Origin of the sequence: Pantoea phytobeneficialis (assembly GCF_009728735.1) — a bacterium.
GTDB lineage: Bacteria > Pseudomonadota > Gammaproteobacteria > Enterobacterales > Enterobacteriaceae > Pantoea > Pantoea phytobeneficialis.
Genome location: NZ_CP024636.1, coordinates 1,290,554 through 1,307,620 on the forward strand (window position 1 = coordinate 1,290,554; position 17,067 = coordinate 1,307,620).

The 17,067-nt window shown below is 57.1% G+C and carries 17 protein-coding genes; 9 read left to right on the top strand and 8 right to left on the bottom strand.

What is annotated here, in order from left to right; translation table 11 throughout:
- Window positions 1-41 precede the first annotated feature (41 nt).
- The 6 genes from gpmA to modE form a co-directional block, all read right to left on the bottom strand.
- Window positions 42-794, bottom strand: coding sequence for a 2,3-diphosphoglycerate-dependent phosphoglycerate mutase (gene gpmA, locus CTZ24_RS05915; RefSeq protein ID WP_013508332.1), 753 nt, complete (start codon window positions 792-794; stop codon window positions 42-44).
- A gap of 146 nt (window positions 795-940) precedes the next feature.
- Complete coding sequence (galM, locus tag CTZ24_RS05920; RefSeq protein ID WP_208725039.1) at window positions 941-1,975, bottom strand: galactose-1-epimerase; 1,035 nt, start codon at window positions 1,973-1,975, stop codon at window positions 941-943.
- Entirely contained in the window at window positions 1,969-3,117 is a 1,149-nt protein-coding gene (gene galK, locus CTZ24_RS05925) for a galactokinase (RefSeq protein ID WP_021182440.1), read from the bottom strand. The genes galM and galK overlap by 7 nt, the downstream gene beginning before the upstream one ends.
- The gene (gene galT / locus CTZ24_RS05930) at window positions 3,118-4,161 is read right to left on the bottom strand and encodes a galactose-1-phosphate uridylyltransferase (RefSeq protein WP_208725040.1); all 1,044 of its coding nucleotides are present in this window, start codon (window positions 4,159-4,161) and stop codon (window positions 3,118-3,120) included.
- A gap of 246 nt (window positions 4,162-4,407) precedes the next feature.
- On the bottom strand, window positions 4,408-5,883 hold the full coding sequence (gene modF, locus CTZ24_RS05935) for a molybdate ABC transporter ATP-binding protein ModF (protein WP_208725041.1): 1,476 nt from the start codon (window positions 5,881-5,883) through the stop codon (window positions 4,408-4,410).
- A 76-nt stretch (window positions 5,884-5,959) separates the two neighbouring features.
- The gene (modE, locus tag CTZ24_RS05940; protein WP_021182443.1) at window positions 5,960-6,742 is read right to left on the bottom strand and encodes a molybdenum-dependent transcriptional regulator; all 783 of its coding nucleotides are present in this window, start codon (window positions 6,740-6,742) and stop codon (window positions 5,960-5,962) included.
- A gap of 118 nt (window positions 6,743-6,860) precedes the next feature.
- Between modE and CTZ24_RS05945 the strand changes: the two genes are divergently transcribed.
- The 4 genes from CTZ24_RS05945 to modC all read left to right on the top strand — a co-directional run bounded on the left by CTZ24_RS05945 (window position 6,861) and on the right by modC (window position 9,662).
- A complete protein-coding gene (locus CTZ24_RS05945) occupies window positions 6,861-7,016 on the top strand; it encodes an AcrZ family multidrug efflux pump-associated protein (RefSeq protein ID WP_021182444.1) in 156 nt (51 codons plus the stop codon).
- Window positions 7,017-7,144: 128 nt separating this feature from the next.
- Window positions 7,145-7,918 carry a molybdate ABC transporter substrate-binding protein gene (gene modA, locus CTZ24_RS05950; protein WP_208725042.1) on the top strand — a complete coding sequence of 258 codons (774 nt, stop codon included), beginning with the start codon at window positions 7,145-7,147 and terminating at the stop codon, window positions 7,916-7,918.
- Window positions 7,915-8,604, top strand: a complete 690-nt coding sequence (gene modB / locus CTZ24_RS05955) for a molybdate ABC transporter permease subunit (RefSeq protein ID WP_021182446.1) — start codon at window positions 7,915-7,917, stop codon at window positions 8,602-8,604. The genes modA and modB overlap by 4 nt, the downstream gene beginning before the upstream one ends.
- Window positions 8,604-9,662 carry a molybdenum ABC transporter ATP-binding protein ModC gene (modC, locus tag CTZ24_RS05960; protein ID WP_021182447.1) on the top strand — a complete coding sequence of 353 codons (1,059 nt, stop codon included), beginning with the start codon at window positions 8,604-8,606 and terminating at the stop codon, window positions 9,660-9,662. Before modB ends, modC begins: the two co-directional genes overlap by 1 nt.
- A gap of 40 nt (window positions 9,663-9,702) precedes the next feature.
- On the opposite strand, the gene CTZ24_RS05965 is transcribed toward modC, so the two are convergent.
- Window positions 9,703-10,521, bottom strand: a complete 819-nt coding sequence (locus tag CTZ24_RS05965) for a pyridoxal phosphatase (protein WP_208725043.1) — start codon at window positions 10,519-10,521, stop codon at window positions 9,703-9,705.
- Window positions 10,522-10,665: 144 nt separating this feature from the next.
- On the opposite strand from CTZ24_RS05965, the gene pgl reads away from it, so the two are divergent.
- On the top strand, window positions 10,666-11,664 hold the full coding sequence (gene pgl / locus CTZ24_RS05970; RefSeq protein ID WP_208725044.1) for a 6-phosphogluconolactonase: 999 nt from the start codon (window positions 10,666-10,668) through the stop codon (window positions 11,662-11,664).
- 89 nt (window positions 11,665-11,753) lie between these two features.
- Here the strand turns inward: pgl and bioA are convergent, their stop codons facing one another.
- Window positions 11,754-13,046, bottom strand: a complete 1,293-nt coding sequence (bioA, locus tag CTZ24_RS05975; protein WP_208725045.1) for an adenosylmethionine--8-amino-7-oxononanoate transaminase — start codon at window positions 13,044-13,046, stop codon at window positions 11,754-11,756.
- An 86-nt stretch (window positions 13,047-13,132) separates the two neighbouring features.
- Between bioA and bioB the strand changes: the two genes are divergently transcribed.
- The 4 genes from bioB to bioD are packed head-to-tail and all read left to right on the top strand — an operon-like array spanning window position 13,133 to window position 16,719.
- On the top strand, window positions 13,133-14,164 hold the full coding sequence (gene bioB, locus CTZ24_RS05980) for a biotin synthase BioB (protein ID WP_021182451.1): 1,032 nt from the start codon (window positions 13,133-13,135) through the stop codon (window positions 14,162-14,164).
- On the top strand, window positions 14,164-15,318 hold the full coding sequence (gene bioF / locus CTZ24_RS05985; protein ID WP_208725046.1) for an 8-amino-7-oxononanoate synthase: 1,155 nt from the start codon (window positions 14,164-14,166) through the stop codon (window positions 15,316-15,318). The genes bioB and bioF overlap by 1 nt, the downstream gene beginning before the upstream one ends.
- Window positions 15,299-16,054, top strand: coding sequence for a malonyl-ACP O-methyltransferase BioC (gene bioC, locus CTZ24_RS05990; RefSeq protein ID WP_208725047.1), 756 nt, complete (start codon window positions 15,299-15,301; stop codon window positions 16,052-16,054). Before bioF ends, bioC begins: the two co-directional genes overlap by 20 nt.
- Entirely contained in the window at window positions 16,051-16,719 is a 669-nt protein-coding gene (gene bioD, locus CTZ24_RS05995; RefSeq protein ID WP_021182454.1) for a dethiobiotin synthase, read from the top strand. Before bioC ends, bioD begins: the two co-directional genes overlap by 4 nt.
- Window positions 16,720-17,067 lie beyond the last annotated feature (348 nt).

Consider the following 17,067-nt stretch of genomic DNA (forward strand, 5'->3'; position numbering starts at 1 on the left):
GCGATAAAGAGAAAGGCCAGACTTGCGTCTGGCCTTCTTTTTTATTTCGCTTTACCCTGGTTTGCCACGGCGGCTGCTTTCGCAGCGATCTCGTCGGCATCGCCCAGATAGTAACGTTTCAGCGGTTTGAAGTTCTCGTCGAACTCATACACCAGCGGCACGCCGGTTGGAATGTTCAGTTCGAGGATTTCGTCTTCGCTCAGGTTGTCGAGGTATTTCACCAGCGCACGCAGCGAGTTACCGTGTGCCGCAATGATCACTTTCTCACCGCTTTTGATGCGCGGCAGAATGCTGTCGTTCCAGTAAGGGATCACACGTTCGATGGTCAGCGCCAGGCTTTCGGTGGTCGGCAGCTGGGCATCAGTCAGTGATGCATAACGCGGGTCGTGGCCCGGGAAACGCTCATCGCTGCGATCCAGTTCTGGCGGAGTAACCGCGAAGCCGCGACGCCACTGTTTCACCTGATCGTCGCCGTATTTGGCAGCGGTTTCTGCTTTGTCCAGACCCTGCAACGCACCGTAGTGACGTTCGTTCAGACGCCAGCATTTTTCAACCGGCAGCCAGGCCTGGTCCAGCTCGTCCAGTACATTCCACAGGGTGTGGATGGCACGTTTCAGCACGGAGGTGTAGGCAAAATCGAATACGAAACCTTCTTTCTTCAGCAGCTGACCGGCTGCTTTGGCTTCGGTGCGACCCTTGTCGGACAGATCCACATCGTACCATCCGGTGAAGCGGTTTTCCTGATTCCACTGGCTTTCGCCGTGGCGCACCAGAACCAGCTTAGTTACGGCCATAGCTTAACTCCTTAATGCTTGATGTATTATAGAAACCGGCGGCGGCCACCTGATGAAGCGGCTCACTGATAGCGCCATACCATAGCGGAAAACATCGCACTGCGTAAGCCTGTCAGCGACGCAGTGCGCGTTTTTCATCCGGCGGGTCAGTGCGGGGTGAGGCGATAGCGCGTCACCGACTGCCAGCTGTCGCCGGGTTGCAACCAACAATCCGGTTGCGGCCACTCAGTATGGTTGGGCGAATCCGGTAAAAATTCACTCTCTAAGGCGATGCCCTGGAAAGCAGTATAGCTTCCCTGCTCGCGGGCGCGCGTTCCCTCCAGATAGTTGCCGGAGTAGAACTGAAGCGCCGGGGCAGCGGTAAATACGCTCAACTCCAGCTTACCGTCGGCCGACCACAGTCGGGCGGCGGGCTGGCTGCTGTCACCAGCGGTATTCAGCAGAAACGCATGGTCATAACCTTTTACCGCTTTCTGATCGTCATCGGCGAGGAAGTCATCGGCGACGGTTTTCGGCTGACGAAAATCGAAGCTGGTTCCCTCTACCGCTTTCAGCGGCGCATTGGGGATGCCTTCATTGTCGACCGGCAGATAACGGTCTGCCAGCAGTTGTAAGCGATGCTGGCGCGCATCGCCATGATGCGCGTCAAGGTTGAAGTAAGCATGGTTGGTAAGGTTGACCGGGCAGGGCTTATCGGTGCTCGCTACATAGCTAATCGACAGGCAATTGTCGTCATCAAGTTGATAACGCAGGTCAGCAATCAGATTGCCGGGGAATCCCTGATCGCCATCCGGCGAGTCGAGGCGATAATGCACCTCGGTTTCGCTCTGGCTGATGATCTGCCAGCGACGTTTATCAAATCCTTGCGGCCCGCCATGAAGCTGATGCGCGCCCTGATTGGCCACCAGTGCCAGATTCAGCGGCTTCAGCGTGGCGTTGGCAATACGGTTGGCATAACGGCCGACCGTGGCACCGAGATACGCATCCTGGTGCAGATAGTCGGATGGCGTGGCGCAACCGAGCAGCGCTTCACGCACGCTGCCATCCCGCATTGGCACGCGCGCCGACAGCCAGGTCGCGCCCCAGTCCATAAACGTCACCACCATACCGTTATGATTACGTAACACGGTAATGCGCCACGGTTGTCCATCCGGTGCATGTGATTGCACATCATTTACCATTGGCCAGCTCCTTCAGAGGCTTTACACACGTAGAAGGTTTCTTTGATACCGGTTTGGGCTTCATACTGCCCGGCCACTGCCGCTTTTACCTGATCCACCAAATCGGTTGGCATCAGGGCCACGATGCAGCCGCCAAAGCCGCCACCGGTCATTCGCACACCGCCGCGCGGTCCGATCTCAGCTTTGACGATCTCCACCAACTGGTCAATCGGCGGCACGGTGATTTCGAAATCATCACGCATTGAGGCGTGTGATTCGGCCATCAGGACACCCATTCGCGTCAGATCGCCCGCTGCCAGCGCGTCGGCGGCTTCCAGCGTGCGCGCATTCTCGGTAATCACATGACGGACACGTTTTGCCACCAGCGGATCGAGCTGATCTTCAGCCGCTTCGAATTCCGCCAGGGTGACATCGCGCAGCGCGGGTTTATTGAAGAAACGTGCACCGGTTTCACACTGCTCGCGACGGGTGTTATATTCACTGCCCACCAGCGTCCGGCGGAAGTTGGAGTTGATGATCACCACTGCCACATCTGCCGGCATCGAAACGGCGCGGGTGCTGAGGCTACGGCAATCCAGCAGCATGGCGTGATCCTGCTTACCCAGCGCCGAGATCAACTGATCCATGATGCCGCAGTTACAACCGACAAACTGGTTTTCCGCTTCCTGACCGTTCACGGCAATGGCTGCGCCGTCGAGCGGCAGTTGATACAACTGTTGGAACACGGTGCCCACCGCCACTTCCAGCGACGCCGAAGAACTCAGGCCCGCGCCCTGCGGCACGTTACCGCTGATCACCATATCCACGCCGCCAAAGCTGGCATCGCGTTTTTGCAGATGTTTCACCACGCCGCGCACATAATTGGCCCACATCGGTTCTTTTACCGGCTCAATCGGCGCATCCAGTGAGAAACTGTCTTGCTGGTTATCGTAATCCACCGCCACCACGCGCACCTGGCGGTCATCGCGTTTGGCACAGGCAATCACGGTTTGATAATCAATGGCGCAGGGCAGCACGAAACCATCATTATAGTCGGTGTGTTCACCAATCAGGTTAACGCGACCAGGTGCCTGAATGCTGTGGCTCGGCTGATAACCAAATGTCTCGACGAACGTCTGTTGTGTAATGGATTTTAATGACATTTATTGCGCCTCGCGGAAATGGACATCGCTGACAGAACGCAGGCGTTCAGCCGCCTGTTCTGCCGTTAAATCACGTTGGGTTTCGGCCAGCATCTCGTAGCCAACCATAAATTTGCGCACCGTTGCTGAGCGCAGCAGCGGCGGATAGAAATGCGCGTGCAGTTGCCAGTGATCGTTGGCTTCACCGTTAAAAGGCGCGCCGTGCCAGCCCATTGAGTAGGGGAAGGAGCACTGGAACAGGTTGTCGTAGCGGCTGGTGAGCAGCTTGATCGCCAGCGCCAGATCTTTGCGTTGCGCGTCGGTCAGATCGGTGATGCGTTTCACCTGCGCTTTTGGCAGCAGCAGCGTTTCAAACGGCCACGCGGCCCACCAGGGCACCACCGCCAGCCAGTGGTCGGTTTCTACTACGGTACGGCTACCATCGTTCAGTTCACGCGCGGCGTAGTCCAGCAGCATCGGTGTGCCTTTTTCGGCGTAATAGCGACGCTGGAGATGGTCTTCCCGCTGTGCCTCATTCGGCAAAAAGCTGTTTGCCCATACCTGACCGTGCGGATGGGGGTTAGAGCAGCCCATCGCTGCACCTTTGTTTTCAAACACCTGCACCCACGGGTAGTGCTGACCGAGATCGGCGGTTTGTTCCTGCCAGGTACGTACGATCTCTTCCAGCGCGCTGAGCGGCAGTTCCGGCAGGGTTTTGCTATGATCCGGCGAGAAGCAGATCACCCGGCTGGTGCCGCGCGCGCTTTCGCAACGCATCAGAATATCGTCGCTTTGCGGCGCATCAGGCGTGTCGGTCATCAGCGCGGCAAAGTCATTAGTGAAGACGTAAGTGCTTTTATAATCGGGATTTTTATCACCGGTGATGCGGGTATTACCGGCGCAGAGGAAGCAGTCGGGATCGTGTGCCGGCAATGTTTCCAGCGCCGGCGTTTCCTGTGCGCCCTGCCACGGACGCTTGGCGCGATGTGGCGAAACCAATACCCACTGATCGCTCAGCGGGTTATAACGGCGATGCGGATGATCGACCGGGTTAAATTTTTCCATGTTGGATCCTGGTAAACGACAAACAGATAAAAATGACTGCGTTCAAAGTAGCATAAAGGTCAGACTGAAAGCGTGATCCAGTCTGGATAAATGGTATCGTTTACACAAGGTGACGATTCTCATTTTGTGGGGTTATCAGGCGTGTTTGCCGAATATGTGGGCAATGAAATGGTAACGGTTACATTGATGGTGTGATGCGCGATAAATCACGCCGCTAGCGTAGCGGCGCGATTTATCGCGCGGGTTTTAACGCAGCTTTTCTTGCTGATACCCATAGTCACCGCCATCCTGCGCGACAAAGCTCAGGCGATGGGTGATGCACTGTGGCGCATCTTCGGCGTGGTGGGAAACAAACAACAACTGGGTACGACCTTCGCCAATCAGCACATCGACAAAGCGTCGCACCAGTTGACGGTTGATGGGATCCAGACCCTGCAACGGTTCATCCAGAATCAGCAGCGCCGGATGTTTCACCAACGCACGCGCAATCAGCACCAGCCGCTGCTGGCCCCAGGAGAGGCTATGGAAGGGCGCATCGGCCAGCGCGTTATCCATCCCCAGTAACGCCAGCCACTGACGCGCCAGCGATTTTTGCCGATCCGACACCGCCTGATACAGTCCGATGGAATCAAAGAAGCCGGAGAGGATCACAGTACGCACGTTGACGCTGACACGGTAATCAAGGTGCAGGCTGCTGCTGACGTAACCAATATGTTGTTTGATGTCCCAAATGGTTTCTCCGCTGCCGCGACGAATGCCGAACAGGGTTAAATCGTTGCTGTAGCCTTGCGGATGGTCACCGGTCACCAGGCTGAGCAGGGTGGATTTGCCTGCGCCATTGGGGCCGATAATCTGCCAGTGCTCACCGGGATTTACCTGCCAGCTCAGGCCGTTGATAATCGGCTTGTCGTTATATGACACCACGCCGTTACGCAGAATCACCCGTGGCGCATCCTCCGCCAGCGGGGGAATTTGATCGGGAGCATCGGCTTCCGGCAGCGCCATACCGGACAGTTTTTCACTGTGCGCCAGTTGGGCAACCAGCGCTTCAGCCAGAATCGCCTGACGTTGGCCGACGTGGGTGAGGGTGCACTCCGCCAGTACGCCTACCTGATCGACAAAGTCGGGAATATCGTCAAAGCGGTTCAGCACCAGAACCACGGTGTAGCCATGCTGATGCAGATCGCTCAGGGTTTGCGCCAGGCTGGCACGGGACGCCACATCCAGACCATCAAAAGGTTCATCGAGGATCAGCAGGTCCGGTTGCGCCATCAGCGCCTGGCACAGCAGGGTTTTACGCGTTTCGCCGGTCGAGAGATATTTAAAACGACGATCCAGCAGGTAGCTGATGCCAAACTGTAGCGCCAGCGCCTGACAGCGCGCGTCGTCTTTGACTTCATCCTGAATGATCTGCGCAGCCGTGCGACCGGTGTCATCCTCGCCTTCGCTGAGCATGTCGGTGTTGTTGCGTTCCCACTCTTCGGTCACCAGCTTTTGCAGCTGTTCGAGTGATAAGCGGGTCGGACGTTGAAAGCTATGCGTGACGCTGCCTTTACCCGGCGGCAATTCACCGGACAACGCGCGGGCCAGTGAGGATTTGCCGCTACCGTTGGCACCGACAAACGCCCAGCTCTCTCCGCTGTTAAGCGTTAAATCATTGAGGGACAGTACTCGGGTGTCGCTAAGACGAAACGTGCCTTGCGAAATTTGCAATGAAGCCATGATTTGTTCCATTTTATGCATCGTGTCACTCAGTTGTAGCGACCGCTGTCGGTGAAGTCAAATCATGGCCGGGATTTCAGAGCAGTGTGGCGATGATGGCGTGTTCCGCATTAAAACTGGCGGTGACGTTGTCGCCAGGTTGCAGATTCTGCTGCGTCACTGCGCTATTCGGCAGCGTGGCACACAGGGTTTCTCCACCAGGTAGCGCCATCAACACCTCGCTCACCTGTTCACCGGGTTCAATGGTGGTTATCTGCACCGGCAGCTGATTATCCCCGTGGCTGGCTGTGCGGCTGACTTGAATCCACGGTGCTTTGATCAGCACCAGCACCTCTTTGCCGCTTTCCAGTTGCAAACGTTCGGCACTGCGCTGGGTCAGCGCCACCTGCAAGCGGGTTACGCCATCGCTTAACAACACCTCAAGATGCTGCACTACCTGCTGATTATCACGCGCCAGTACCGTGCCGTACAGTTGGTTGCGTGCGCTGGTTTGCAGCGAGAAACGCGCAATCGCCGCCAGCAGGCTATCGAGCGGCAGGGTGTCGTTTTGCAGCACATCAAAGGCTTTCTGCTGGATCTGCTCCATCAGCTGGAACAGCTGGATCAGGCGCTCACCGTAACGTGTCAGTTGCGCACCGCCACCTCCTTTGCCGCCGGTGGCGCGTTCCACCAGGGTTTGATCTGCCATCCCGTTCATGTCGTTGATGGCATCCCAGGCGCTTTTGTAACTGATACCCGCCAGTTTTGCTCCCTGGCTGATGGAGCCGGTCTCCTTAATCCGCTTCAGAAGTTCGATGCGGCGCGGATCGGCAAACAACTTCTGCTGTAGGCGAATATGGAGAGAGAGTTCAGCTTGCATGTCAGCTCCTTAAGTTAGTGGCACCAATTGTATGCGCTAAAGTAAAAGCACGAAAAGGGCATGGCAGTTTATTCTCAAGCCGTTACAATCACTTTTTTATCATTTTCGTGAGGTTTCCATGCTGGAACTGCTAAAAAGCCTGGCCGTGGCCATCATTATGGTGCCAATTGTTATGGCTATCATGCTGGGTTTAATTTACGGCTTGGGTGAAGTCTTCAACGTCATCTCGAAATTTGGCCGCCGCGACGATCGCCCCGCCAACAACTCACATTGATTTTTCAACGCCCGCATCTTGCGGGCGTTTTGCTCTTAACTTCCGCCAAATCCTGCCGATATAAACTTCATGACAGCATCGAAGCCAGCGTTGTAGTATTCAGTATATAACGTAACAAGGAGCTAAAAATGCTATCAAAACATTACCGCTGGGGTGCCGCTGCCGTTCTGACTTTTTCACTGGCCGGACAGGCACTGGCTGCTGAGAAAATTACCGTGTTTGCAGCGGCCTCACTGACCAACGCGTTGCAGGATATCGCCACGCAGTATCAGAAAAAAACCGGTGTCGAAGTGGTGTCGTCCTTTGCGTCGTCGTCGGTACTGGCGCGCCAGATTGAGCAGGGTGCACCGGCAGATCTGTTTATCTCTGCTGACCAGCAGTGGATGGACGATGCGGTGGCGAAAAAAAGCGTCATCGATAACACGCGTTTAACCCTGTTGGGTAACGATTTGGTGTTGGTGGCACCGCGCAGCGACAGCGCTAAAGCCGTGACCATCAATGCGCAAACCGACTGGAAAAGCCTGCTGAAGGGCCAGCGTCTGGCGGTGGGCGACCCGGATCATGTTCCTGCCGGGATCTACGCAAAAGAAGCGTTACAGAAACTGGGCGCGTGGGATACGTTAGTGCCGCTACTGGCCCCGGCCAACAACGTGCGTGCTGCGCTGGCGCTGGTGGAACGTAATGAAGCGCCTTATGGCATTGTTTACGGTTCCGATGCAGTAGCCAGCCAAAAAGTGCAGGTAGTGGGGCGTTTCCCGGAAGATAGCCATAAGCCGGTCGAATATCCGATGGCGATCGTCAAAGAACATCAGCGTGCGCCGGTAGAAGCCTTCTTCAAGTATTTGCAGGGGCCGGAAGCCGCCGCAGTGTTTAAACAGTATGGATTTACGCCGAAGAAATGATATTGAGTGATCCCGAATGGCAGGCGGTGTTTCTCAGCCTGAAAGTCTCCACTGTGGCGGTGTTGTGTAGCCTGCCGTTGGGCATCCTGATGGCCTGGATTCTGGCGCGTTGCCAGTTTCCGGGCAAAACCCTGCTCGATAGTGTTATCCATCTACCGCTGGTGCTACCGCCGGTGGTGGTCGGTTATTTGCTGCTGATTGCCCTCGGGCGGCGTGGCTTTATCGGTGCCTGGTTATATGACTGGTTTGGTTTCAGCTTTGCTTTTAGCTGGCGTGGCGCGGTGGTGGCGGCGGCGGTGATCGCTTTCCCGTTAATGGTGCGAGCCATTCGCCTGGCGCTGGAAGCGGTAGATACCAAACTGGAACAGGCGGCACGCACCCTCGGCGCAGGACGCTGGCGCGTGTTCTTTACCATTACCTTACCCCTGACCTTTCCCGGCATCATTGTCGGTACGGTGCTGGCTTTTGCCCGTTCGCTGGGTGAGTTTGGTGCCACCATCACCTTCGTGTCGAATATACCTGGTGAAACCCGCACCATTCCGTCAGCGATGTTTACCCTGATTGAAACACCGGGGGCGGAAAATGCCGCCGCGCGCTTGTGTGCGGTGGCGATTGTGCTGGCGTTGCTGTCGCTGGTGGCGTCGGAACTGCTGGCCCGCTGGGGCCGTAAGCGGCTGGGGGTTTAATGCTGACACTGAACTTTTCCCAGCAGTTGGGCACCCACCAGTTAGATGTGGACGTGGAGATCCCCGGCAAAGGGATCACCGCAATTTTTGGCGTTTCTGGCGCGGGCAAAACCTCGTTGATCAACGCGATTGGCGGGTTAACTCAGCCGCAGCAGGGGCAGATTAAACTGGATGAACGGCTGTTGTTTGATGCCGCCACCGGACTGAATTTACCGCCAGAGAAACGCCGTATCGGTTATGTGTTTCAGGATGCTCGCCTGTTCCCGCATTACAGCGTGCGCGGCAATCTGCAATACGGTATGGCGGCTACCATGAAACCACAATTCGACAGCCTGGTGGCGTTATTGGGCCTCGACGCCTTGCTGCGTCGCGCGCCATCTTCTTTATCTGGCGGCGAGAAACAGCGGGTGGCGATTGGCCGCGCGCTGCTCACGGCACCGGATATTCTGTTGATGGATGAGCCGTTGGCCTCGCTGGATTTACCACGTAAACGTGAACTGATGCCTTACCTGCAAAAGCTGGCGAAACAGGTGGATATTCCGCTGTTGTACGTGTCGCACAGCCTTGACGAGATCCTGCAACTGGCGGATAACGTGCTGGTGCTGGACAGCGGTAAAGTCAAAGCCTTTGGCTCGCTGGAGAAGGTGTGGAGCAGTGCGGCGATGCGCCCGTGGCTACCGGCCAGCGATCGCACCAGCGTACTTCGCGTCCAGGTGCTGGAGCAGCATCCTGATTACCCGATGACAGCGCTGTCACTCGGCGATCAACATATCTGGGTCAGCCGGGTCAATCAGCCGCTGAAAACCGCGTTACGCATTCGTATCGCGTCAGCCGATGTGTCGCTGGCATTGCAACCGCCGCAAAACACCTCAATTCGTAACATCCTGCCCGCACAGGTGGTTGAATTGCTGGAGATTGACGATCAGGTAGAGGTTAAGCTGCGCATTGGCATCAGCGAGCTGTGGGCGCGTATTTCGCCTTGGGCGCGGGATGAGCTGGGCATTCGGCCGGATCAGTGGCTGTATGCCCAGATTAAAAGCGTGTCGATTACGCCCTGATGTCGGGAAATCCGTAGCGGCGCGATTTATCGCGCGGATTTTACAGAATTTCCTGGTAAATCACTTCGGCAATGCCCGGCTCCAGATTGGTGCCAATCACTTTGCCGGCGCGTGCTTTGATCGCGTCGTCGGCATTGCCCATCGCCACGCCCAGACCGACTTCTTCCAGCATACTGAGGTCGTTGTAGTTATCACCAAACGCCAGCACGTCTTTCATGCTTAATCCCTGGCTCTCCACCCACTGCGCAAGGCGTTTGCCTTTGCTGTTGCCGCGCTGGGCGATATCCACCTGATCGTGCCATGACCATTCACACGCCAGCCCCAGTTCGGCTTCGGTGCGCTCGGCAAATTGTTGCAGTGCGTGGGTATCGGCATGGGACAGGGCGAACTTCCAGATCGACTGTGCATCGTGCGCAGCCTGAACCAGGCTCGGCACATGGAGGAAGGTCGGACGTTGTGCCGCAGGCAGTGATTCCGCCCAGGTAAGGGTACGTGTCACATGGCCGGTCGGCTCCTGGTAAAGCATCGCGTCATCGACATACAGCAGGCCGTGAATCTGCTGTTCATCCAGCATCTCGATCACCCGCACCGCCTGAGATTTTTCCAGCGGATCGGAGGCCAGCACCTTTTTCGCCTGATAATCATACAAATAAGTACCGTTACAGCAGATAGCGGGTGTATCCAGTTGCAGTGCCTGATAAAAAGGATGGATGGCACAATGGTGGCGACCGGTAACAATCAGCACTTTGACGCCTGCCTGCTGCGCGCGGGCCAGGGCTTCAAGGGATTCAGGCAGAATGGTTTTACGCGGGGTCAACAGGGTGCCGTCAAGATCAAGGGCGATTACGCGGTAGCTCATTACTCTTTCCGTCTGGGTTACAAAGCAACCAGTCTACACCGGGTAACGCCTTTGAGACAAAAAGCAGGGCACAAATGATTCCTGCGCGGCAAAATGAAACGCGCTAGAGTGATACCCTTTCAGCAAGCCGAACAAGGAGAACGCATGAAACAAGTCGTGTATACCGCCAGCCCCGAGAGCCAGCAGATTCACGCCTGGCAGTTACAGGAAGATGGCGCGCTGACGTTATTACAGGTGACGGATGTGGCTGGTCAGGTGCAGCCGATGGTGGTCAGCCCGAAGAAAGATTTCCTCTATGTTGGCGTGCGTCCGAATTTTCGCGTGCTGGCATACCGTATTGCCGCGGATGGCACCCTGAGCGAAGCCGGAGAGGCACCGCTGCCGGGAAGCCCGACGCACATTTCTACCGATCGCCAGGGTAACTTCCTGTTCTGCGGTTCTTACAATGATGCCTGTGTCAGCATCAGCCCAATTGGTAGCGATGGTCTGCCGCAGGCTCCGAGCCAGGTGATCGGCGGGCTGGAAGGTTGTCACTCCGCCAATATTGATGTGAAAAACCAGACGCTGTTTGTGCCGGCGCTAAAGCAGGATCGTATTTGTTTGTTCCAGTTAGGCAACGATGGCAGCCTGACACCCGCCGCGCAAGCCCAGGTCACCACGGTTGAAGGCGCTGGCCCGCGTCATATGGCGTTTCACCCGAATGGCAACTATAGCTATTGCGTCAACGAACTGGACAGCAGCGTAGATGTCTGGGCGTTAAGCAATGCACACGGCGAAGTGGAGCGTGTGCAGAGCCTGAATATGATGCCTGCGGATTTCAGCGGCACCCGCTGGGCAGCGGATATCCATCTGACGCCGGATGGCCGTTTCCTGTATGCCTGCGATCGCACCAGCAGCACCATTACCGTATTCAACGTCAGCGAAGATGGCGGCTTGTTGAACATCGAGGGCTTCCAGCCGACAGAGACGCAACCGCGTGGTTTTAATATCGACAACAGCGGGAAATATCTGGTTGCAGCCGGGCAGAAATCGCACCATATTGAGGTCTACAAAATCAGCGACGATCGCGGTCTGCTGACGCCGCTGGCGCGTTATGCCGTCGGACAAGGCCCAATGTGGGTGGTGATTCACCCACTGGGTTAAGTCATTACGCGATAAATCGCTAAAACCTTGCGCGATTAATCGCGCCGTTACGGGGGGAATGGTAGCGGTGCGATGTATCGCGCTGTTTTTCACCCCTGAAAATGGTGCGAAAAATCCAGCGCATCGCGTACGGCGTCGGTCAACTTCGTCAGCTCCGCCGCCGTGATCACATAGGGTGGCATCAGGTAGATCAACCGCCCAAACGGACGGATCCACACCCCGCGCTCGACAAAGAACTGTTGCAGGGCTGCCATATCCACTGCCCGACGAGTCTCAATCACACCAATCGCCCCCAGAACGCGTGCATCCGCTACGGCCGGATGGTCAGCTAACGGCAGCAATGCCGCGCGTAGCTGCTGCTCAATCTGTGCCACCTGCGCCGACCAGTGACCTTCGTTCACCATCTTCAGGCTTTCCACCGCGACCGCGCACGCCAGCGGATTACCCATAAAGGTTGGGCCATGCATAAAGCAGCCGGCGGCGCTGTTGCTGATGGTATCGGCCACTGCGCGAGTGGTAAGGGTGGCGGAGAGCGTCATAGTGCCGCCCGTCAGGGCTTTGCCCAGACATAAAATATCCGGCACGATCCCGGCATGTTCGCAGGCGAACAACTTGCCGCTGCGGCCAAAGCCGGTGGCAATCTCGTCGGCAATTAGCAACAAACCGTAGCGATCGCACAGCTCACGCACCCGTTGCAGATAACGCGGATGATAAAAACGCATCCCCCCTGCGCCCTGCACAATGGGCTCCAGGATCACTGCGGCAATCTGCCGGTGATGTTGCTCCGCCAGACGGGCAAAATCGGCGAAATCAGCGTCATCCCACGCATCATCAAACCCTCGCTCCGGTGCGGCCGCGAACAGGTGTTCCGGCAGATAACCGCGCCACAAGCTGTGCATCGAGTTTTGCGGATCGCACACCGACATCGCGGCGAACGTGTCGCCGTGATAACCGCGTTTCAGTGTGAGAAATTTTTGTCGGGTTTCCCCCCGTCCCAACCAGTATTGCAGCGCCATTTTCATCGCCACTTCGACGGCGATCGACCCCGAATCGGCGAGGAACACACATTCCAGGGGGGCTGACGTCATCGCCACCAACTGACGGCACAGCTCCACCGCTGCCGGGTGGGTGATGCCACCAAACATCACATGCGACATCTGCGCCAGTTGGTCCTGCAATGCCTGATTAAGACGTGGATGGTTATAACCGTGGATCGCCGCCCACCATGACGACATGCCATCCACTAATTCACGTCCATCCGCCAGTTGCAACTGGCAGCCATGCGCCGCGACGACCGGGTAGCAGGGCAGGGGATCACGCATTGAGGTGTAGGGATGCCAGATATGCTGGCGGTCGAAATTGAGATCGTCCTGAGTGAACATGGGTATTGTAAACCAAAAATAAAAAATATAGTTTACAAGTATAACCACGTTAATCGTCAGGATGAACCCTTTTCTGGAGTGAAGCAATGGCACATCGCTGGACACTGGCACAAGCCCAGGCACTATTCGATAAACCTTTCCTTGAGCTGATGTTTGAGGCGCAGCAGGTACATCGCCAACATTTCGACCCGCGTCAGGTGCAGGTCAGTACCCTGCTGTCGATCAAAACCGGCGCCTGCCCGGAAGATTGTAAATATTGCCCGCAGAGCGCGCGCTACAAAACCGGGCTGGAATCGGAACGTCTGATGGAGGTGGAAGCGGTGCTGGAATCGGCGCGCAAAGCCAAAGCTGCCGGTTCGAGCCGTTTCTGTATGGGGGCGGCGTGGAAAAACCCGCACGATCGTGACATGCCTTACCTGGAGCAGATGGTGCAGGGCGTGAAAGCGATGGGGATGGAAACCTGTATGACCCTCGGCACCCTCAACGACACCCAGGCGCAGCGCCTGGCGCATGCCGGTCTGGATTTTTACAACCATAACCTCGATACCTCGCCGGAATTCTACGGCAACATCATCACCACGCGCAGCTACCAGGAACGCCTCGATACCCTCGACAAAGTGCGTGGTGCGGGCATTAAGGTGTGTTCGGGCGGTATCGTCGGCCTGGGCGAAACGGTAAAAGATCGTGCCGGTCTGCTGGTGCAACTGGCGAACCTGCCGACACCGCCGGAAAGCGTGCCGATCAACATGCTGGTGAAAGTTAAAGGCACGCCGCTGGCGGATAACGACGATGTCGAGCCGTTCGATTTTATCCGAACCATTGCGGTGGCCCGTATCATGATGCCGTCTTCTCATGTCCGCCTTTCTGCCGGTCGTGAGCAGATGAGCGAACAGACCCAGGCGATGTGTTTTATGGCCGGGGCAAACTCGATTTTCTACGGCTGCAAGCTGCTGACCACGCCGAACCCGGAAGAAGACAAGGATTTGATTCTGTTCCGTAAACTGGGACTCAACCCGGAGCATACCGCCACCACCGCCGGTGATAACGAACAGCAATATCAGTTGAGTGAACAGCTGTTGCATGCCGATACCGCGCAGTTTTACAACGCGGCGGTGTAATGAGCTGGTCGCAACGCATCGAACAGGCGCTGGCGGCGCGGCGTGCCGCCGACGGCTGGCGTCAGCGTATCCGCGTGGAACACAACAACGTGCGCGAGCTGACCGTCGCCGGGCAACGCTATCGCCACTTTTCCAGCAACGATTATCTTGGCCTGAGTCAGCATCCGGCAGTGATTGCCGCCTGGCAACAGGGGGCCGCTGAGGCCGGGGCTGGCGCGGGTGCATCGGGACATGTGACCGGTTTCAGCCGTTATCATGCGCAACTGGAAGAACAACTGGCCGACTGGCTGGGTTATCGCCGTGCGCTGCTGTTTATCTCGGGTTTCGCCGCCAATCAGGCGGTGATCCATCTGCTGGCGGAAAAGTCGGATCGGATTGTGGCCGACAAGCTGGCGCACGCCTCGTTACTGGATGCTGCCAGCCACAGCCCGGCCACGCTGCGCCGTTTTGCCCACAATCAGCCCGCCAGCCTGGCAAAGCTGTTGGCAACGCCGGTGGAGGGTAACACCCTGGTGGTCACCGAAGGCGTCTTCAGCATGGATGGCGACAGCGCACCGCTGGCGCAGCTGGCTGCTGAAACGCAACGCGCCAACGGCTGGCTGCTGGTCGATGATGCACATGGTATTGGCGTGACCGGTGAGCAAGGTCGTGGTAGCTGCTGGCAGCAGCAGGTGAAGCCAGAATTACTGATCGTCACCTTCGGCAAAGGCTTTGGCGTCAGCGGTGCCGCTTTGTTGTGCGATGACGCGACCGCCGATTATGTGGAACAGTTTGCCCGCCATTTGATCTACTCGACCGCCATGCCGCCCGCGCAGTGCTTCGCGCTGCTGGCGGCGTTACAGCAAATTCAGCAGGGCGATGAATTGCGTGCGCAGTTGCACGCCAATATCGCGCGTTTTCGCGCTGGAGCGGCAGATCTCCCCTGGCAGTTGATGCCATCGGCCAGCGCCATCCAGCCGTTGGTGGTCGGTGAGAACAGTGCTGCGCTGGCGTTATCACAGCGGTTGAAGGCGGCGGGCTGCTGGGTCAGCGCCATTCGTCCCCCGACGGTGCCACCGGGCACAGCACGCCTTCGCATCACCCTGACCGCCGCACATGGTTTTGACGATATCGATCGTCTGCTGGAGGCGCTGTATGACGCTGCACATCAATAAACAGGCGATTGCTCAGGCGTTTGGTCGGGCGGCACAACATTATGAGCAGCATGCCGAGTTGCAACGCCAGAGTGGTGATGCCCTGCTGGCGCTGGCACCGGCCGGATTTGGCCCGCACCTGCTGGATGCCGGATGTGGCACCGGTTGGTACAGCCGCTACTGGCGCGACCGTGGACGTACCCTGACTGCGCTTGACCTGTCACCAACCATGCTGAATAGCGCGGCCCGGCAACACTCGGCACATCATTATGTGCAGGGCGATATTGATGCTCTGCCGCTGCCGGATGCCTGCGTTGATGGCGTGTGGAGCAACCTCGCGGTGCAATGGAGTAGCGATCTGCGCACTGCTTTGCAGCAATTTCTGCGCGTGACTCGCCCCGGCGGCAGCGTGCTGTTTTCCACTTTGCTGGCCGGTTCGCTCAATGAGGTTCATCAGGCGTGGGCGCAGTTGGATGGACGTCAGCACGCCAACCGTTTTCTCAGCGCGGCGCAAATCGCCGCCGCGACCGATGGCATGGCGCTGCACAGCACGCTGCAAACCATCACCTTACATTTTCCCAGCGCGCTCAACGCGATGCGTTCGCTGAAAGGCATTGGCGCAACCCATCTGCACGATGGACGCCAGGGCGGATTACTGACGCGGAGTCAGTTGGCCCGGCTGGAGCAGTGCTGGCCACAGGACGAGGCGGGTTATCGCCTGAGTTATCATCTGATGTATGGAATCTTAACGGCATGAAACGCTGGTTTATTACAGGTACCGACACCGAAGTCGGCAAGACGGTAGCCAGTGGCGCGTTGCTACAGGCGGCGGGAGCTGCCGGATGGGTCACCGCAGGTTACAAGCCGGTGGCCTCGGGTTGTGAGCAAACTGCCGAAGGCATCCGCAACAGCGATGCGCTGGCGCTGCAACGCTACAGCTCGCTGGCGTTGCGTTATGAGCAGGTCAATCCGCTGGCTTTTCTTGAACCCACGTCACCGCATATCGTCAGTGCCGAAGAGGGCAGGCCAATCGATTTTGCCGGACTGTCTGCCGGGCTACGGGAGCTGGAGCAACAGGCAGAATGGGTATTGGTAGAAGGCGCGGGCGGATGGTTTACTCCGTTGTCGGCAACGCAAACCTATGCTGATTGGGTGGTGGCTGAGCAGTTGCCGGTGATCCTGGTGGTGGGTATCAAACTGGGTTGTATCAACCATGCGATGCTAACTGCCGCCGCCGTGCATGCGAGTGGCCTGCGCCTTGCAGGCTGGATCGCCAATACTATTCAACCGCCGGGTAAGCGGCATCAGGAATATCTGGCAACATTGCGTCAGCGTCTTGATGCGCCGTGTCTGGGCGAAATCCCGTATCTTACGGATGACGCGCAGCAGGATGACTGTGGCCGTTATCTGACATTGCCCTGAAGCGTAGCGGCGCGATTTATCGCGCAATTCCGCGCGTGGCTGGAAAAAACTGCGCGATAAATCGCGCCGCTTGTATCTTGAAGTTGTAACTGGTTAGCTACCCGTTACACGAAACGGAGGCAGCTTGTCGCGCCGCTTAAGACCCGATCTTGTGCCGTAGCTTAAAGCCCTCCGTTTCTCCTTTCACGCCAGCATCTACTCTGAACGGTAACCAGAAGCTCTGACTTCGTATGTACAAGGCAAGATGGCGTGATGGTTCATGTGAAAGGGAGCTGTCTTATGATTTATCTCGGTATTGATGTCAGTAAAAACAAACTCGACCTCTGCCTGTTGCCCGGCAACGGGAAA